The sequence below is a fragment of the Streptococcus sp. UMB0029 genome (assembly GCF_002871495.1).
Lineage (GTDB): Bacteria > Bacillota > Bacilli > Lactobacillales > Streptococcaceae > Streptococcus.
This window is the reverse complement of the sequence record NZ_PNGD01000006.1, coordinates 105,021-122,218: the sequence shown is the minus strand read 5'-3', so window position 1 is coordinate 122,218 and position 17,198 is coordinate 105,021. Positions and strand designations below refer to the sequence as shown.

The 17,198-nt window shown below is 34.2% G+C and carries 16 protein-coding genes; 4 read left to right on the top strand and 12 right to left on the bottom strand.

The genetic code is table 11. From position 1 onward, the window contains the following. Positions 1-35: 35 nt before the first annotated feature. On the top strand, positions 36-1,391 hold the full coding sequence (gene rlmD, locus CJ239_RS05460) for a 23S rRNA (uracil(1939)-C(5))-methyltransferase RlmD (protein ID WP_102210804.1): 1,356 nt from the start codon (positions 36-38) through the stop codon (positions 1,389-1,391). 307 nt (positions 1,392-1,698) lie between these two features. Here rlmD and CJ239_RS05455 read toward each other — a convergent pair whose 3' ends face one another. After that, positions 1,699-1,992 carry a DUF5960 family protein gene (locus tag CJ239_RS05455; RefSeq protein WP_102210803.1) on the bottom strand — a complete coding sequence of 98 codons (294 nt, stop codon included), beginning with the start codon at positions 1,990-1,992 and terminating at the stop codon, positions 1,699-1,701. A 122-nt stretch (positions 1,993-2,114) separates the two neighbouring features. Beyond that, positions 2,115-2,804: a LexA family transcriptional regulator gene (locus CJ239_RS05450; RefSeq protein ID WP_102210802.1), complete on the bottom strand. Its 690-nt coding sequence runs from the start codon at positions 2,802-2,804 to the stop codon at positions 2,115-2,117. Positions 2,805-2,961: 157 nt separating this feature from the next. On the opposite strand from CJ239_RS05450, the gene CJ239_RS05445 reads away from it, so the two are divergent. Next, positions 2,962-4,482: a DNA methyltransferase gene (locus CJ239_RS05445; protein WP_045615956.1), complete on the top strand. Its 1,521-nt coding sequence runs from the start codon at positions 2,962-2,964 to the stop codon at positions 4,480-4,482. A 54-nt stretch (positions 4,483-4,536) separates the two neighbouring features. Here the strand turns inward: CJ239_RS05445 and CJ239_RS05440 are convergent, their stop codons facing one another. The 4 genes from CJ239_RS05440 to CJ239_RS05425 form a co-directional block, all read right to left on the bottom strand. Beyond that, positions 4,537-5,691, bottom strand: a complete 1,155-nt coding sequence (locus CJ239_RS05440; protein WP_142366994.1) for a hypothetical protein — start codon at positions 5,689-5,691, stop codon at positions 4,537-4,539. 106 nt (positions 5,692-5,797) lie between these two features. Beyond that, entirely contained in the window at positions 5,798-7,609 is a 1,812-nt protein-coding gene (locus CJ239_RS05435) for an AAA family ATPase (protein ID WP_102210800.1), read from the bottom strand. Continuing rightward, a complete protein-coding gene (locus CJ239_RS05430; RefSeq protein WP_045615961.1) occupies positions 7,606-8,043 on the bottom strand; it encodes an ABC-three component system middle component 2 in 438 nt (145 codons plus the stop codon). Before CJ239_RS05430 ends, CJ239_RS05435 begins: the two co-directional genes overlap by 4 nt. Beyond that, positions 8,036-8,932: an ABC-three component system protein gene (locus CJ239_RS05425; protein WP_142366993.1), complete on the bottom strand. Its 897-nt coding sequence runs from the start codon at positions 8,930-8,932 to the stop codon at positions 8,036-8,038. The genes CJ239_RS05430 and CJ239_RS05425 overlap by 8 nt, the downstream gene beginning before the upstream one ends. A 421-nt stretch (positions 8,933-9,353) precedes the next feature. Here CJ239_RS05425 and CJ239_RS05420 point away from each other — a divergent pair, with 421 nt between their 5' ends. Next, the gene (locus tag CJ239_RS05420) at positions 9,354-9,953 is read left to right on the top strand and encodes a hypothetical protein (RefSeq protein ID WP_102210798.1); all 600 of its coding nucleotides are present in this window, start codon (positions 9,354-9,356) and stop codon (positions 9,951-9,953) included. Positions 9,954-9,994: 41 nt separating this feature from the next. On the opposite strand, the gene CJ239_RS05415 is transcribed toward CJ239_RS05420, so the two are convergent. The 6 genes from CJ239_RS05415 to CJ239_RS12140 form a co-directional block, all read right to left on the bottom strand. Beyond that, positions 9,995-11,950 carry a DNA polymerase gene (locus CJ239_RS05415; RefSeq protein ID WP_102210797.1) on the bottom strand — a complete coding sequence of 652 codons (1,956 nt, stop codon included), beginning with the start codon at positions 11,948-11,950 and terminating at the stop codon, positions 9,995-9,997. Positions 11,951-12,121: 171 nt separating this feature from the next. Next, positions 12,122-12,265 carry a hypothetical protein gene (locus tag CJ239_RS11725; protein ID WP_173276729.1) on the bottom strand — a complete coding sequence of 48 codons (144 nt, stop codon included), beginning with the start codon at positions 12,263-12,265 and terminating at the stop codon, positions 12,122-12,124. A 17-nt stretch (positions 12,266-12,282) separates the two neighbouring features. After that, positions 12,283-12,828 (bottom strand): DUF2815 family protein, encoded by a 546-nt coding sequence (locus CJ239_RS05410; RefSeq protein ID WP_049520270.1) that lies wholly within the window; start codon positions 12,826-12,828, stop codon positions 12,283-12,285. A 4-nt stretch (positions 12,829-12,832) separates the two neighbouring features. Beyond that, positions 12,833-13,954 (bottom strand): DUF2800 domain-containing protein, encoded by a 1,122-nt coding sequence (locus CJ239_RS05405; protein WP_102210828.1) that lies wholly within the window; start codon positions 13,952-13,954, stop codon positions 12,833-12,835. Then, positions 13,947-14,264: a hypothetical protein gene (locus tag CJ239_RS05400; RefSeq protein ID WP_102210796.1), complete on the bottom strand. Its 318-nt coding sequence runs from the start codon at positions 14,262-14,264 to the stop codon at positions 13,947-13,949. Before CJ239_RS05400 ends, CJ239_RS05405 begins: the two co-directional genes overlap by 8 nt. Further along, a complete protein-coding gene (locus CJ239_RS12140; RefSeq protein ID WP_257994450.1) occupies positions 14,239-14,373 on the bottom strand; it encodes a hypothetical protein in 135 nt (44 codons plus the stop codon). The genes CJ239_RS05400 and CJ239_RS12140 overlap by 26 nt, the downstream gene beginning before the upstream one ends. A gap of 305 nt (positions 14,374-14,678) precedes the next feature. Here CJ239_RS12140 and CJ239_RS05395 point away from each other — a divergent pair, with 305 nt between their 5' ends. Beyond that, positions 14,679-16,964 (top strand): phage/plasmid primase, P4 family, encoded by a 2,286-nt coding sequence (locus tag CJ239_RS05395; RefSeq protein WP_102210795.1) that lies wholly within the window; start codon positions 14,679-14,681, stop codon positions 16,962-16,964. Positions 16,965-17,198 lie beyond the last annotated feature (234 nt).

Sequence of the window (17,198 nt, the reverse complement as noted above, 5' to 3'; positions counted from 1 at the left end):
CCGTCTTTTTTGTCGGCCAATAGAAAGAGAAGAGAATGTTAAAGAAAAATGATATTGTAGAAGTTGAAATTGTTGACTTGACCCATGAAGGTGCAGGAGTGGCCAAGGTGGATGGGTTGGTCTTTTTTGTAGAGAATGCTTTACCGAGTGAAAAAATCCTTATGCGTGTCCTCAAGGTTAATAAAAAGATTGGTTTTGGTAAAGTTGAAGAATACCTTGTCCAGTCGCCACACCGTAATCAAGATCTAGATTTGGCTTACCTGCGTTCAGGAATTGCGGATCTAGGTCATCTTGCCTATCCAGAACAGCTCAAGTTTAAAACCAAGCAAGTCAAAGACAGTCTCTACAAGATTGCTGGCATTGCAAATGTAGAGGTTGCTGAAACGCTTGGCATGGAAAATCCAGTTAAGTATCGCAACAAGGCGCAGGTGCCTGTTCGTCGAGTGAATGGTGTCTTGGAAACTGGCTTTTTCCGTAAGAATTCCCATGACCTCATGCCTCTAGAAGATTTCTTTATCCAAGATCCTGTGATTGACGAGGTAGTGGTAGCCCTACGCGACTTGCTCCGTCGTTATGATTTGAAACCTTATGATGAAAAGGAACAATCTGGCTTGATTCGGAACCTCGTGGTTCGTCGCGGACACTATTCAGGTCAAATTATGGTTATTTTGGTAACAACCCGTCCCAAAATTTTTCGTGTCAACCAACTGATTGAACAACTAATCAAGCGGTTCCCAGAGATTGTGTCTGTCATGCAAAATATCAACGACCAGAACACTAATGCTATTTTTGGTAAGGAATGGCGCACACTTTATGGCCAAGACTTTATTACCGACCAAATGTTGGGAAATGACTACCAAATCGCTGGCCCTGCCTTTTATCAAGTTAATACAGAAATGGCAGAGAAACTCTATCAAACGGCCATTGACTTTGCGGAATTAAAAGAAGATGATGTGGTTATTGATGCCTATTCTGGTATCGGGACGATTGGCCTCTCTGTTGCGAAACACGTCAAGGAAGTCTACGGTGTTGAAGTCATTCCAGAAGCGGTTGAGAATAGCAAGAAGAACGCTCAACTGAACAATATTTCTAACGCTCACTATGTCTGCGATACAGCTGAAAACGCCATGAAGAATTGGCTTAAAGATGGGATCCAACCAACCGTTATTCTAGTGGACCCACCAAGAAAAGGCCTCACAGAAAGCTTTATCAAGGCAAGTAGTCAAACAGGAGCAGACCGCATCGCCTATATCTCCTGCAATGTCGCGACTATGGCGCGTGATATCAAACTCTACCAAGAATTGGGATATGAGTTGAAGAAAGTCCAGCAGGTTGATTTATTTCCGCAAACGCATCACGTGGAGTGTGTAGCTTTGCTTGTAAAAGCGTAAAAACCTTGTAACGAAAGGGGTAATCAAAAGCCTTGATTGCAAGGCTTTTTGTATTGAGGTGGGGAAGTATCAGAGTGAGAATACAAGTTGAGTATCTTGATGTGATAGTTTGATAGGCTGTCAATCTATTTCCATAAACCCTAGGGGGTACGGAGTTGTTACCATTGACAAGGAGTTTGTGGGAATAGAAACGTACCCCCTAAATTAAGCGTAAACAGGGTTTGAACTAGGAAAAAGTAGAAGTTAGATTACACAAATAAAAGCAATAAAAGTCTTGAAACATAAAAATTCAAGGTTTTTATTGCTTTTATTTTATACTTCTTACAGTTTTCTGATAGGAGAACTTCCTAGTCAACTTACTTTCTTTCACAGTTTCAATATTAAAAATGAAGTAGTGATCACGATTATCTTTGGCATTTTCTTTATTTAATTTGAAGTAGTTCTTCATAGATTTAGCCATGGTAAGCATGATGTCATCTGTTAAGAAAGTCAAAGGTGTGTCTAACGCAGAATATTTATAGAAGTCTGTCTCAAACTTACGATAGCTATCGCTGAAATAATCCATTTGCAATTCATTTTTATGAAATTCAAGCTGACTCATGATTTCCCTCCGATTCTAACTGGATATTGGTGATGTCTGAAATTGGAATGTTCCCGTAATTACTTGGTATTTTAAGCAGTACTTGCTTATTTGAAATATTTGCTATAATGCCTGTATATGTTTTAACTTCCAATTACAGGCATAAAGTGACCTACGACTTTGCCAACAATGCGTGGTTCATCTTCATAAGGAATAAACTTATCTGGATACTTATCATTTAAGGATACCATTCTAAAACCCTCTTTTTCACGATAAAGTTTCTTGATAAAGACTGAATCATTCCACGATAGAGCATATACTGCTCCATCATAGTCGAATCCACTGGAACGAATAAGAGCTACTTCACCATCTTGATAGATTGGTTCCATAGACTTACCACTAATCCAAGTAGCGATATCATATCCAAGCTGTTCTTCATCTGAGAAGACGGTTTCAGTTTCATATTCATCAAATAAAAATTCTCCAAGACCGGCAGAAAGTTGGATATCTGATAGTACCTGCACTGAGAAGAGTGGAGTGACTTTTGAGGATTGTTGTGAAAGTAGTAATTCATCAACATATTTCTCAGCTTTTGCTTGATTATCAGGAGACAACTGAAGATAGTTATTGACAATATTGTACTCAGACTCGAAGTAGGTTACATCAACATCTAAGATTTTAGCAAGTGCTGCTAGATTTTTTTGATTGGGCTTGGCACGTCCAGATTCCCAACTACTGTAGGAAGATTTATTTATGCTGAGCATTTCTGCAATTTCTACCTGCGATAAATCTTTCTCAAGTCTTCTTTTCTTTAGACTTATTTCTGAAAACATGGTATACTACTCCTTGTAAGTTGTTTAATAAAACAACAAAATTTTATCAAATTTTTGAAAGATTTACAAGATTTAGCTAATGACTTTTTTGTGATATAATTTAATTTGACAATTTTTTTATGACTAATGTATTAAACAAAAAGATAGGGAGGCTATAATGGATAAGAGAAATAAGAAATACATGATGCATAAATACTGGGGGAAAAAACCAGCTGGTGAACTGAAAGATTTAATTTTAAAATATAGTAGTGAGGGTGATATTTTATTAGATCCATTTGCTGGTTACGGTAGTTTTGCTAGTGAAGCTATTTTGAATGGTCGCAATGCGATTTCTAATGATTTAAATCCAATTTCAAATTTTATAACAAAAGTATTAACATCAACAAGTATTGATTTTTCGAAATTAGACAAAATGATTGAAGAAATTTATGATAAAACAATTTTGTTAAGAGAAGAGTGGTTTTACTATGAAGGAAAAGAGGTAATAACGACATTAAGGGATAATAATGGTAGAGTAAAGAAAATAAAGATAAAAAATGATGATAATAAACTTATTGAAGTCGTACCATCAGAACTTTATATCGAGAATTTGAAAGTTAAGGAAGAAAATTATGATATAGGAGATTGGTTCCCAAACAATACCTTAATTCCTAATTCTAGAATATCTGCAAAAGTAGATATGAAGGTATCAGACTTATTTGATGTACGAAGTTTATCATGTCATGCGCGTCTTCTTTCAATAATTAATAATTTTGAGGATTCTCAAGAGAAGGATGCTTTATTACTTGCCTTTACATCTAATCTAGCAAATTGTTCTAAATTAGTTCCTCCGATTAAAAGTAGGGGAGATATGTCACAAGGCGCATGGATGACAGGCTTTTATATTGGACCAACTTATTTGGAAAACAATGTTTTTCATTATTTTTTTAATAGAGTTAGGAAAGTAGTAAATGGCAAAAAAGAATTTATGGAAGAGTATTCTACTTTATTTCCAAAAGGAAAGATAAAGATAGAGAGTTTTGATGCTAAAGACTTGTTAATAAATTCAAATTCTATAGATTTAGTTTTTACAGATTTTCCTTATGGAGATGCCGTTCCTTATTTTGAACAAAGTGCTTTGTGGAATTTATGGTTAAACTTTAATGTTGATTATGAAAATGAGATAGTGATATCTGATAGTAAACTTCGTAAAAAAAGTAAGGAACAATTTCAAATTGATATCGATCAAGCAATTTCTGAAATATATAGAGTTTTAAAGAAAGATAAATATTTTATTTTCACCTATCATTCATTATCTGGATTTGAATGGTCTTCAATAACAAATTCGTTATTTAAACATGGATTTGAAGTAGAAGATTGTAAATTATTAACTCAAAAAACATTCCCGCCAAGACAATTAAATAGAAAGAATACAATAAAAGGTGATGTTTTAATTGTTTGTAGAAAAAGGGAGGGATTAAATAGGAGATCTGAGTTAACATTAGAGGAACAAAATCAGTTAATAAAAGATTTATTTATTAGAGTTATAGAATTAGGACATAAAGATACTAATTCTATAATTGTTGAATTCTTAAAAGAATTTTTAAATTTAGGTATAACAGTAACAGATTCAAATATCTTTTCTCATTTATCTGAAGTAGCATATTTTGATGAAGTGTGGTCAATCAAAAATACGTAAATTCAAAAGTGGTCCGGCTAAAAGTTAGTCAGACCACTTTTGAAATTTAGTGAACTAATTTTCGTTAACATAAACTATCGACATAGCTTGGACAGTGTAATCCTTTTCGTAACTTTTTTCCTTCTCATAATGATATTGGATAGTATTAACTTTATTTAAAGTAATATTATTTAAGAGCTCATTAATTTTATCAGAGATTTGACTGATATGCCCTTTCAATTTTCTAGCATCTTGAAATTTGTCCAGATAGGTAAGAAATATGAAGAAACGGTTATTATTACAAAACAATCGTTCACCTTGGTATTTATAGTTCCACCATTCCAATATTTTTGTATTCTCAATGGTAGAAATAACGATTTGTTTTCTAGCTTCTGTAATTTCAGATAAAAATTTTGATATCACTGGATCACTGTCTTTTTCTTTCAGCTCTTGTATTAATTGGTTTGTTTTCAACCCTCCCATTTTAGGAAGAGATAGTCTCTTTTTATTCGCCTTATAGATATTTTTAATCTTTTCGCTTTCGCTTTTTTCATCGGATTCTATTGGGATAAAGTCATCAAATCCATCTGTATTTTCATGTACCCCTTTTGAGAATAGGTTAAAATAGTCATCAGAGATATGTGTTATTTTAAGGTCGAAAGGAATTAATTTATCTTCAATCTTTACAAAAAAGTCAATATCGTGAATTTTTCTAAGCGTAGGTATGACATTGGGATGTTTTACTAATGTTAGTTCAATCAAGTCATTTGCGGTTTGATTATAAAAAGACCAAAGAGCGTAGTTTCGTACCTTTGTTAATAGATTATTGTCAAGTTCATTTTCTAGAATCTGAAACTCTTTTATATTTTTATTTCTAACGAATGATTTTAACAGAGAATCGACCTTGTCATCTCTGATTCCTGCACTATGAATAGGGATTTGAGATAATAGCTCGTTAAGTCCTTCAGCCTCTTTTTCACGCTCAAGAACTAATTTATTTCGCTGTTCTAAAATGAATTTTTCAATAATAGAGGTTTCAAAATCAGAATTAAACAGTGCATTCATTAAATCAAATTCTTTAGAATATTCCACTTCTGTTTTATTTTCCTTATAAAAATCTAGGATGTATTTTTTATTCATACTTCGAATCATTAAAAAACGATCTATACTTCTTTCATATTTTCTAGAAAATTCTATTAAGTCTTTGTTTGATTCAAATTCTTTATGCATTGTGGTGTATAGGTTCATGGTAAGTTCCTCAAAAATGATTAATATATTTTAGTTATAACTAGCTTAATGGTTGCTTTTTTATAGAATTGGTACTTGTTTATTCAAATCATTGTTCATCATCAACCCCATTCAGGAAACCATAGCGCCCATAGCTATGATTTTTTGTAAATTCAATATAATTAATGTCATTATAATTAAGCTTTGGTAGATTTCTAGAGTTTTCAATGACGATTAGTTGTCCTTCGTAAGCTGAAGACTTAAAGTATTCAAATAAGGCAATTTGCATACTTTCTGGAGTATCATTTTTTTCCCCTTCATCTAAGCCTAGTAGAGGAGTATCAAAAATGTAGAAGAATGGTTTATATTGAGCCTGTTGAGAGAATATTTTTCTTAAAGCTAAAACTACAACAGTATTTAAATATGCAATAAAACCTTTACCATATCGGGCAATCTTCTTCTCATTCATTAGCATAATATCAAATTCTTTCCTATCAAAACGACTAAAGCTGGCTTTGTCAAAAGCACACTCAGCTAGGATTGATTGTATATTTTTAGTCATATACTGCCAAAACTGAGCTGGGTATTCGTCTTTGGGAAGATACTCGACTTTTTCATTCTTCTCATTTTCTAAATCATCAATATCTTGAGACCAATTTTCTACCAATCTATTTATAGTTTCAATATCACTTTTTGTTTTGATGTATGATTTATACTGCTGAATTCTATAGGAAAGTTTTTTCTCATCAGGTAGCAAGATATTATCAATTTCAGCTGAAATCATTTTCTTTTGCTGTTCAAGATTAGTTTTTGACTCTAATAGTACTGAAATATTTTGTTGTAAATCAGTATTCGTTTTGTTTAGAGTTTCAATTTTACTAATTAAAGTGGTCAATTCCTCACTGAAAGAGTCAAGATGATGTTCCAATGAATCTTGATTGATGTGATTATTACAGACGGGACATAAAGCTGAGTCTGCTACATTTGCTAATTCATTGTGTGACTCTACAATAAACGATAATCTATTGAAGTCAGATTGATATTGACTTGAAAGTTCATTGAAACGATTGAGTAATACGGATTTCTCAGATAGTTCAGAATCAATTTTTGCAATTTGCTGCAGTAGATTTTCATGTTTTGAATTTGTACTAGTGAGAGTATTTCGCAAGTTATGTAACTTTTCTGATAGTTGATCAATTTCAGTTTCAATATCTATGACTGATTTTTGGTCTAATTCTTTTGCTAGTCGATTGTGATGCTCATTAAACTGGACTATCTTTGAGCTAATATAGTTTTTTACAGAGTCATGTCGTATTTTTCTTTCTTCGGCTGATTCTTGTTTCTTGATTTCAGAAAAATCTTTTCCATAAAGCAAGTAAAGAAGTGCTGATAGGTAAGCTGTTCGTTGGTTTGGCATCTGAGGTAGTAAAATTGATGTAGGACGATTCATATCATTTTCATGAATTATCCAAGAATTTATAAAGGTTCTAACCCCAAGTTTTTGTGTCTTAAAGTTTTTATTTTTAACCACTGTAACTGGAGGAGTAATTCCAAAAACTTGAAGCCAGACATTACTTATTGGCTCTTTGTTTTTACTCTTGTTTTTTGAGTAGTATTCCCCTGAAAGAATACTTGGAAGTGTAGATTCAACAATAATGGTATCTTCTTCGAGGTTTCGACTTAAAATAACTAGACTATCGTCAACTGAAATTTCTAAAGTAATGGTATTGTAGTGTGTTGAAGGAGAAAAAGGGAGAGAAGAGCTACCAGTAAGATAGTCGATGCACTTAACAATGCAGGTTTTCCCGACATTGGAAGGTCCTGTGATAATGTTAAGTCCTTTATTAAAATTTATTTCAGATTTTTTATGTATTCCAGTTACAGTTAACTTTTTCAAGTAAGATGCTTCCATAATAATCATTCCTTATTTAGAATATGTTCATGAGTAAATGCGAGCAATTCTAAATCACTCATATTTTTTAAAGTATTGTAGATGCTATTGGTAACTACCTTATAGGAACTAGCAAAATCAGAATTCAGTTTGTCGACTAAATCTTGACCTTTTTGAGTTATAGAAATTTTACCTATTTTCCCTTCATCTAATCTTATAAGATGTTTTGATACCAATAGTAGAATCGCTTTTTTTACTTTTTCATGCCTGACAGTCAATTGTACTGAAGAATAAATGCTATCTCCATACAGGTTGATTTCACTAAATTTGAAATCCTTAGCATATAAGCTTAAAAAATTAATTAACCAAAGTCTATCGAGTGATAGGCTTTTTTTATTTAGGCAATTAATTGTGATTAAACATTGCATAGCTACTTCTGAAGTAGTATCAAATATATTATTCATTATCATCTACCCAGTTAAATTTGCCATCGTTTACTAGTGAATGACAAAGACCTTTCTTTTCAGAGTTACCAATGAAGTTCTGGATTTGAGTTATCTCAGGTTTTGAAAATGAAACCGTTGTGATATGTTTGAGTGTTTCAGTAATTTTTTTGAATGAAGTTTTGTAATCTTCAAACAGAATATCACTAATTGAATCATAGGTTTCTTGCTTTAGTAGTGCAATTTGTTGTTCACTATCTTTAAAGCCGTCTCTAATAGCCCGTAATACATAATCAGCGTTGAAGAAATTCACTCTTTGATCATGTAAGTGATTTCTGTACTTTTGGGGGAGATTTTGGACATTGTAATAATCTGTTTTTGGATTACCATCATTTTCAGAGTATGCAATTAAAAGTTGCTTACTGTAAACATCTTCAAATTCAACTAGAGAATCAGGAATAGGTCCTTTTTCTGGTAACTGAAGATACTGTGAGCCGATAACTATTTTTCCATTTTCATAACGGACTTTTGTAATTTCAATTTCACCAACAGATGGTAGTTCTTTTTTAAAAGTTTGGATACCTACTTTTCCTTGCAAAAAATTAAGAAAAAGTTGAGCACAAATTTCAGAAATTTCCAGTTCAGAATCGTCTGTATAGAGCCCATATTGATGTAAGGTATCAGCTAGTCTATCAATGGTGTCTACTGTTAATTGATTTTCTATATGAGTTGTAAGAGCAGAGAGCTGAATAATTTTAATAAGCTTGTTAGCTTTATTCTTAGATATTGTATTGCCGGATGGCGAGAAATACCTATTAATTGTATCGGGCGCCAAATTGGAGAGGGGATTATCATCAGGATTCTCGATTGAATTTTCAATTAGTGTATTGAGAAATTCACTTTTCGACATCTCTCCCCCTATGTTGACGTATAGCAAATTAAGGAATTCTGCAAATTGCACTCATTATCACCTCCTTTTTTCCGATAGTATCCGAAAGCCTCCGAAACCATACGAGGTTAAACTTACAAATAAAGTATACTTTGTAATGTAAACCTCTCCCTAGATATAGATTTATTTACTAATAATTATATCAGAAAAATAAGGTTTTGTAATTTTATAATGAGTGCGTTTACAAAGTTACTATCCAACCGAAACCTTGCCCTTGATCACGGCCTCTGACTTCAAAGGTGGAAGTTGTGAATAGCAGTTAGTCTGTGAAGTCGACTGACCATGATTTAGCAAAGGAAATGCTGATGTGGTCAGAAACAAAATTTAATAGTTTTTTTGGCATGAGTTATTCCTTTGTGAACGAAGGAATAGGTGACAAGACATGCCAATTAATGAACAACAACTCAATTCAAAATACACTCCAGATCGCTATAAAAGTGAAAAGCCATATAACGATGTACCTTGTGGACCTAATCAAGTTCTCGCGCCTTTCGTTATTAGAGATAAAGAGATGAGACAGAGCAAAGATATCAATCCTAAAAACTTAAAAACATTTAAGTTTTATGGGAAAGCTGTACTTGTAGGTTTTGTACCAGTTTTTATTGAGGACTTTGACAATGTCATTAAAATCTTCAATATGGATGTTAACGAGTATCTTAATCGTTATACGAAAGTTAGTGACTTATCTTTAGATGAGATGTTGGATAAAATGTCTAATAGCGAAGAAGTCGGTTTCGATCCAACTGGTGTAGATTCTCACGAAGAGATTATTATGATGTTAGAAACAATTCGTGAACTGATAGAAGAAGTAGAACGTCGAAATAAGAAATATGGCCAAATTCTAAGACTTATTTATGAGAATATGGACATCGCAAAACAAGATATTATATCTACACTTGGAATGAAAAAGACTCAAGGTTATGATGCTATTAAGAAAGCTCAAGCAATGGCCAAAGAAGTCTACAGAGAATTAAACCAATAATAAAAGAAGTCCGCTATCCTATTTAGGATACGGATTTTTCTTTAGTCTTTTTGATAGAAGTAACATTCATACCCTTCAGCTCGTAGATTGATGTCTCTCATCCAGATTGGAGAAATGGACATTTGATTGGATATTTCATCTAGATTTTGCTTTGGTAAGCACTCGATGATAAGCTCATCGTGAATATGGCCAACGATTTTCTTGTCTTTTAGTTGTTTTATCGAATGGGCTAGTATATCTCGACTAATTCCTTGAACGATGTTTTCGACAAACTTTGGACCATAACTTTCCAATCTTTCCCATCGTTTTGCAGAACCGGTCCCTTCATAAGTTACTGATTCCCCTCCGAATTGATTCTCTCCAATTCTTGGCTTGACATAAGCTAATCTTCGCCCAGAGGGAAGAGTAATAAATAAGATTCCTCTTTCAACACTGAATCGAATTCCATGACTCTCTATTTCAGTTTGTTCCTTGATAGCAGTCTTAACGGCATTATCGATATCCCACCACAGCAGAACGATGTTAGGATTGGCTGATCGCCAAGAATCAACAAGAGGTTGTAGTTCTTCTTCAGCTAATCCCATTTCAATAGCTCCCATTGCTTTAAGAGCACCTACAGAACCACCATATCCCAGAGCCAACTCTGCAATCTTTCCCTTTTGACGTAAGTGTGCATTAACTCCATGTTTCTCTACTGGGACATGGAACATTTTACTGGCACTGGCGCAGTAAATGTCCTCCCCTTTATTAAAAACTTTAGTTCTCCACGTCTCACCTGCTAGATGGGATAGAACACGAGCTTCAATAGCAGAAAAGTCGCAAACAATAAATTTCTTATCTTTACTAGGAATAAAAGATGTTCGAATAAGCTGTGACAGTGTATCTTGAACATTGTAGAGAAGTTTAACAGTGTCACTATCTCCAGTCTTAAAGAGTAATCTTGCTTCATTTAAGTCTTTTAAGTGGTTTTGTGGAAGGTTTTGAAGTTGCACCAATCGTCCAGCCCATCGCCCAGTACGGTTTGCTCCATAAAATTGGAACATTCCTCTTACACGTCCATCTTTACAAACACAATTCATCATTGCCTGATATTTGGATACACTTGATTTTGCTGCTTGCTGACGTAATTTTAGAACTCTTGCAGTTTTTTCATCAACTTTATGTAAAAGGTTATTTACAGTCTTTTTATCTAGTGAATCTGTTTCTATATTGTGCTCACGTAACCAACCAATCATCTGTAGAACAGAGTTGGGATTTTCAAGACCTGTTAAAGATTTCAATTCTTCTTGGATTTTTGCTTTACTCTCTGAATCAATTTTGATGGCTGACTGGACAAAGTCAACATCAACTCCAATACCGTAGTCATTGATATTCTGATCAAGGTGGTACTCATCCCATACAAAGTCAGGAACTGGGAAGTTTTGCAACCTTTTTTTGATTGCTAGTTCAACTTCTACATCTCGTTTATTATATTCGATAAAATTTTTCCATTTATCTGGCGCGTGATTTTCATAATTACGTGTTCGACCACCATTTATTTTTGTGGGTTTACAAGGAAGGCAGAAGTAGCGAATTAATTCACTCCCAACTTTTAGTTTTTGTTCACTAAGTTTAAGAATCGTACCTACACCTTCAAGTGACAAGGGCAATCCCAAATAAGCAGACCAAATCATGCTACATCGCCAAGAGTTTGGGGATAAAAAGTTCTCGTTAAGTAAGGTAGGGTAATGTTTCTTAATCCAATTAGACAGGCAAATGCGCTCAAATGTTGCGTTGAAAGCCCATTTAATGACTGTATCATCAATTAAGGCATGTAGGATAAGATTTGGTAGTTTATCCTTAGTCAGATCATAAACAATTACAGGAGCATTATTGATAGATACTGCTATAAGAAGGATTTCAAAAGATTCATCTTCCGCATATCGATAAACTCCAGTTTTCCGTAGGTCTACATCACAATAAGTTTCTATGTCTACTGATAGTTCTTTAATTTGCATAATTCATCCTTTCTTAAAAAGGTGGCAGAAAGAACTGCCACCATGTTTTAGTGTTTATTTCTGCGACTAAAGAATCGTTCTCTCTCATATCTGATGTCATTGCGAATACTAACATATAAAAGATGACTGAGTAAAGCGATTGTGAGACAAGATGCAACAGTCCATAGGAATTCAATTATTGTCATTTGCATTCACCATTTTTTGTTTTCTCTCTTTTTCTGATCGGATATCATCTCGAATTGTCATAAATGCAGCATATAGTCCAGTGAATAGCCAAACTGCCATTAAGATAGTCATAAAAATTGAAAAAATCATCTTTCATATCTCCTTTCTTAGTTTAAGAAATCATCATCGTCTGTAGCGAAGTCATCTTCAGCACTTGTACGACCTCCCAGAGGCTCACCATCTCGCAATTTTTGCAGGTTATTCAGACCGCAAGCAATTCCCTTATTTCCGTTTGAATTGAAAGCGTAGAAGGAGATGCTGGCACGTCCATAGATACCGGAGTATAACTCTGAAGTATCAATGATTTCTTGACGGTTAGCATCAACAATACCAGGTTTATGTGGAGAGTTCGCATTCACGAAGTAGGCATTGCGATAGGCTTCATCATCAGGACGTTCCAGGTCGCCATCTCGTAGTGGTGTTTTCAATACTTCTAATGATGGAACAGATTTTCCGTTCCCTTTTAGTTTAGATTCACCTTCTTTATAGGCTTGTTCAATTGCTGCTTTAATTTTATCAATAGTTTGAACATCATTTTTTGAAATGATGAGTGACACGCTATACTTTGGTTTACCACCATTAATAGCTTTTGGTTCATTAGCGTTTAAATAACTAAAACGTGTATCTTTTCCTGTAATAACTTTTGTTGTCATAAGTTTAGTCCTCTAAAAAATCTGTTTTTGCTAGGTTCATTTCTTGACGATTATCATCAATTGGAACGAGTGTAGGTTTCCCATTTGGTTTTATAATTAGATTACCAAGAAGCTCATTAAAGGCTTGTTTTCCAAGCAGTTTAGTCATCCCAGTAATGTTCAGTAGTTTCTTTTCGTAGGGGTCAAATCCTGCAGCAGTTACTGTTTGAATTACTTTATTTTCATCTGAGAATTTTCGAATAGAACGTCCTTCAACTAGCTTGTAACCTGGGATTGTATGGCCATTTGTAGCTAGATTTAAAGCATGATTTCTAACATCGTTAGCCCATGTTATCAATAATTCAATTTTTGGTAAAATCTCCGATATATCTTTATTACTGAGAGTAGCAGGATCAGCAAATTCCATCTTGGCAAGTTCTAGGTTATCTTCTGCACGTTTGCGGCAGATGCTTTTTATTTTGCAGAACTGGCAGTGTTTTCCTGATTTCATTTCTCCTTCACCTCTGAAAGCTAGTTCAGCTTTAGGAGAAAGTTCAGTTTCAGCCCAGTAAAGTAGTTTTTCTTTGTCCATTTCAAATGTTGAGACATTATTCTTTCGTGGTTGGAAAATAGTCATTGTCACTTTATCAAAACTGTATAAGTCTTCAAACATTTCCAAAGCACCTAAAGCATAGCACATCATTTGGGGGTTATGGTCAGCATCAACCAGTACACCGAGACCGTGTTTATAATCGATGATTTGTAGCAAACCATCAGCCACTATAATACAGTCTCCTGTACCAAAACCTTCTGGAACCCATTTTGAGAAATCTAGTCTCTGTTCAACAAGAACGGTTGGATCTCTAGAATATGTTTTTGCAATTTCTATCTGTTCAACTACATAGTTCCGATATTCTTCTGCGCAATGTTGCATTTCCTCGTTATAGAAAGTTAAGTTTGCAGTAGGATCACGCGCCTTACGTCCAAGTGCAGTTTCAACTAAATAGGCACACAACTCATGGGCATCTGTTCCTTCCAAAGCATACGTTGATACCTTATCTTCTAGTTTTTCGGTTAATCTTACTGATGGTGGACAATTTAGCCATCGATGAGAAGCGGAAGCGGATAATACAGCATGATTAGTCAACACCAATACCTCCAGCCTCTTCCATTAAAGCTGAGTAGTTTTTAGGGTCTAATTTTGAAAGTGAATCAGCACCATAAGCTTTTAACAAAGCTCGAATCTCATCTTTAAATCCTTCACTAGCTTTTGTAGCAAGTACACCACGTAATTCTTCAAGGGTAACATGTCTTGGTTCTTCCATAACTTTTTCGTGATTTGAAGTAGTGTTTTCCTCAGATAGTAGTTCTTGAAACTCCTCTATAATTCTTAACTGGCACTTTGCTGATTCCTTCATTTCATTTAATAAGTCATTCAGTTGTTTCATTTTGCTCATATTGTTCGTCCTCTTTGATTTTTTTAGCTAGTTGTTTTGAGATAACACTGATGGCAGTTAGTGTATCTACTAATTGTTCATCGTGTTCAATCAATTGTTCTTTTGTCATTTCATATCCTCCTATCTTTATAGGTAAGAATCACTTTAGAATTTCCGGATTTCAAAAAATATTTCTTTATTCGATTTCTAATTCTTACACCTGTATAGGTAAAAACAGATAATTGAATTCCGGTTTTTTTCATAAATTAATAAAAAATTTAAAACAAAGAAAACTCTCCCTTTGACATATAAAGGAAGAGTAATTTTTTTGAAATAAATTTCTACTGAACCGGAAAATAGCAGGCAATTTTTACCTATAAAGATAGATAGAGAAATAGACTCTCTATTTATTAGCAGATTAAGGAGGAGTTGCGGATGCAATTTTCGTTATGTCATTCTGGAAAGACAGGTATCCAAACAAGTACTGCATATCCCAATAAAGTCAGAATAACAGATGACAAATCATTATTGAATGCAGTTCAATACGATCATGTAGGTGCAGAGTTTACTAATCACACTCGCTCAAACTCAAATTTTATAAAATCAAATGTTATTGTCATGGATATCGATAATGACAAGACAGACAACCCTAACGAGTGGGTTACAGAAGAGAACATTAAAGAAATCTTTATTGATTATAACTTTGCTTTGGTTACTAGTCGAAACCATATGTTGTCTAAGGGTGCCATGATAGCACGTCCAAAATTTCATATTTATTTCCCAATTAAAGAAACAAACGATAGGGAAGCTTATGTAGCTATGAAAGAAGAACTCACGAATAGGTATCAATTTTTTGATGATAATGCAAAAGATGCAGCAAGGTTCTTCTTTGGCAATCCAAATGCAAAAGTCATATGGAATGATTCCTGGATGACTATCGACGAAGGTTTACTTCAACTTAATTCTATGGAGCTAGAAGAAGATTTTGATGCTGACTTTTATAGACCATCTAAAGGACCTATCGCTGAGGGAAGTCGAAATTCAACCATGTCAGTTTTTGCGGCTAAAATTCTTAAAAGATTAGGAGTTACACAAGAAGCAAGAAGTGGTTTTGATGAGCAGGCATCTAGATGTGAACCGCCATTAGAGAAATCTGAACTAGACACAATCTGGGGAAGTGCGGTTCGATTTTACAATAAGACAATTAAATCTTCAGATGATTATATTTCACCAGATAGTTTCAATAGGCCTTCTTTAAAACCGGATGATTTTTCTGATATCGGGGAAGCTGGAGTGTTAGCTAGAGAGTATGGTGATGTTTTAGCTTATACAAATGCGACAGACTATTTAACTTTTAATGGTCAGTATTGGAAAGAAGATAAACAATTGGCCATAGGAAAGGTTCTTGAGTTTATGGACTTTCAACTAGCAGATGCTCTTGAACAATACGAAAAGTCCGTTAAAGAGTTAGTCAACTCCGGAATTGATGAATCAGTAGTTCGTGAAGGTGGTAAAGCTCTTGCTAAAGTGATTGAAACACCGATTCAACAAAAACTTCATTCTATTTATCTTTCCTCAAAAGCTTATTATCAGTTTGTGATGAAGCGAAGAGATTATCGCTATATTACTGCGACTCATAATACTGCAAAACCAATGTTAGCCATTGATTTATCAGAACTTGATAAGGACGATATGTTGCTCAATACTCCCAACGCTACCTACAACTTAAGAAATGGACTTAGGGATTACCATGAACATGATCCAAAAGATTGCATTACAAAAATGACCACTGTATCTCCAAGTAATGAAGGCTTGGGATTATGGAATGAAACTTTAGCTACTTTTTTCTGTAATGACCAGGAGCTGATTGATTATGTACAGGAAATCATCGGTATGACGGCAATAGGAAAAGTCTATCAAGAACATATGATTATCGCTTATGGCGGAGGAGCCAATGGGAAATCAACCTTTTGGAATACAATCGCTAGAGTACTTGGAAGCTATTCTGGCAAATTATCTGCAGATGCTTTAACCATGAATAATAAACGAAATGTAAGTCCAGAGCTTGCTGAGTTAAAAGGGAAACGACTTGTAATAGCTTCTGAAATGGCAGAAGGAATGAGATTGAATACTGCAGTTGTGAAGCAAATTACCTCAACTGATGAAATTCAAGCAGAAAAGAAGTATAAGGATCCATTCCATTTTGTTCCATCTCATACGCTGGTACTTTATACGAATCATTTACCAAAAGTTGGGGCGAACGATGATGGTACTTGGCGTCGTTTGGTTGTTATTCCATTTAATGCCAAAATTACTGGTCGTTCAGATATTAAGAATTTTGCGGATTATCTGTATGATAACGCTGGGCCAGCAATTTTATCGTGGATTATTGAAGGTGCGGAAAAAGCCATTAAAGCAAATTTTAAAACATCAGTTCCAAAAGCAGTAAAAAACTCTGTCAAATCCTACCGCGAAGCTAATGACTGGTTGGGACATTTCATCAATGAAAGTTGTGAAGTGGGAGAAACATTAAGTGAGAAATCAGGAGAACTGTACAGCAAGTATCGTGCATATTGCCTTCAAAATTTAGAATACACACGAAGTACAACTGATTTCTATGCTGCACTTAATCAAGCTGGTTATGAACGAAAACGGACTAATAAAGGGAATTTTATTATGGGGTTATCGTTAAAAGCTGATGACGATGATTTTCTAAACTAATGACTTACACAAGTGAGGGTATATCTCCACTAGATTTTAAATCAAGTATTTTTGGAGTGTAAGTCGTTGAAGTATTCAGTGAAAAATAATTTGTGAAGTATGGTCAAAAAGTTTATGGATTAAGTTCCACGACTTCCATTTCTTTGTTTAGTGTAAGTCAATGATGGTCTTTTCTAAAACTATCTCTATAGGAAATATAACTAAGAATAAGTATATAAGGAAAGTTTAGGAAAT

Excerpts from the sequence above, each read along its gene's own strand:
- rlmD (WP_102210804.1), top strand. The coding sequence starts at position 36 with ATGTTAAAGAAAAATGATATTGTAGAAGTTGAAATTGTTGACTTGACC.
- CJ239_RS05425 (WP_142366993.1), bottom strand. The coding sequence starts at position 8,932 with ATGTCGAAAAGTGAATTTCTCAATACACTAATTGAAAATTCAATCGAG.
- CJ239_RS11725 (WP_173276729.1), bottom strand. The coding sequence starts at position 12,265 with ATGATTTTTTCAATTTTTATGACTATCTTAATGGCAGTTTGGCTATTC.
- CJ239_RS05415 (WP_102210797.1), bottom strand. The coding sequence starts at position 11,950 with ATGCAAATTAAAGAACTATCAGTAGACATAGAAACTTATTGTGATGTA.
- CJ239_RS05450 (WP_102210802.1), bottom strand. The coding sequence starts at position 2,804 with ATGTTTTCAGAAATAAGTCTAAAGAAAAGAAGACTTGAGAAAGATTTA.
- CJ239_RS05435 (WP_102210800.1), bottom strand. The coding sequence starts at position 7,609 with ATGATTATTATGGAAGCATCTTACTTGAAAAAGTTAACTGTAACTGGA.
- CJ239_RS05400 (WP_102210796.1), bottom strand. The coding sequence starts at position 14,264 with ATGAGCAAAATGAAACAACTGAATGACTTATTAAATGAAATGAAGGAA.
- CJ239_RS05430 (WP_045615961.1), bottom strand. The coding sequence starts at position 8,043 with ATGAATAATATATTTGATACTACTTCAGAAGTAGCTATGCAATGTTTA.
- CJ239_RS12140 (WP_257994450.1), bottom strand. The coding sequence starts at position 14,373 with ATGACAAAAGAACAATTGATTGAACACGATGAACAATTAGTAGATACA.
- CJ239_RS05440 (WP_142366994.1), bottom strand. The coding sequence starts at position 5,691 with ATGCATAAAGAATTTGAATCAAACAAAGACTTAATAGAATTTTCTAGA.
- CJ239_RS05420 (WP_102210798.1), top strand. The coding sequence starts at position 9,354 with ATGCCAATTAATGAACAACAACTCAATTCAAAATACACTCCAGATCGC.
- CJ239_RS05445 (WP_045615956.1), top strand. The coding sequence starts at position 2,962 with ATGGATAAGAGAAATAAGAAATACATGATGCATAAATACTGGGGGAAA.
- CJ239_RS05395 (WP_102210795.1), top strand. The coding sequence starts at position 14,679 with ATGCAATTTTCGTTATGTCATTCTGGAAAGACAGGTATCCAAACAAGT.
- CJ239_RS05410 (WP_049520270.1), bottom strand. The coding sequence starts at position 12,828 with ATGACAACAAAAGTTATTACAGGAAAAGATACACGTTTTAGTTATTTA.
- CJ239_RS05455 (WP_102210803.1), bottom strand. The coding sequence starts at position 1,992 with ATGAGTCAGCTTGAATTTCATAAAAATGAATTGCAAATGGATTATTTC.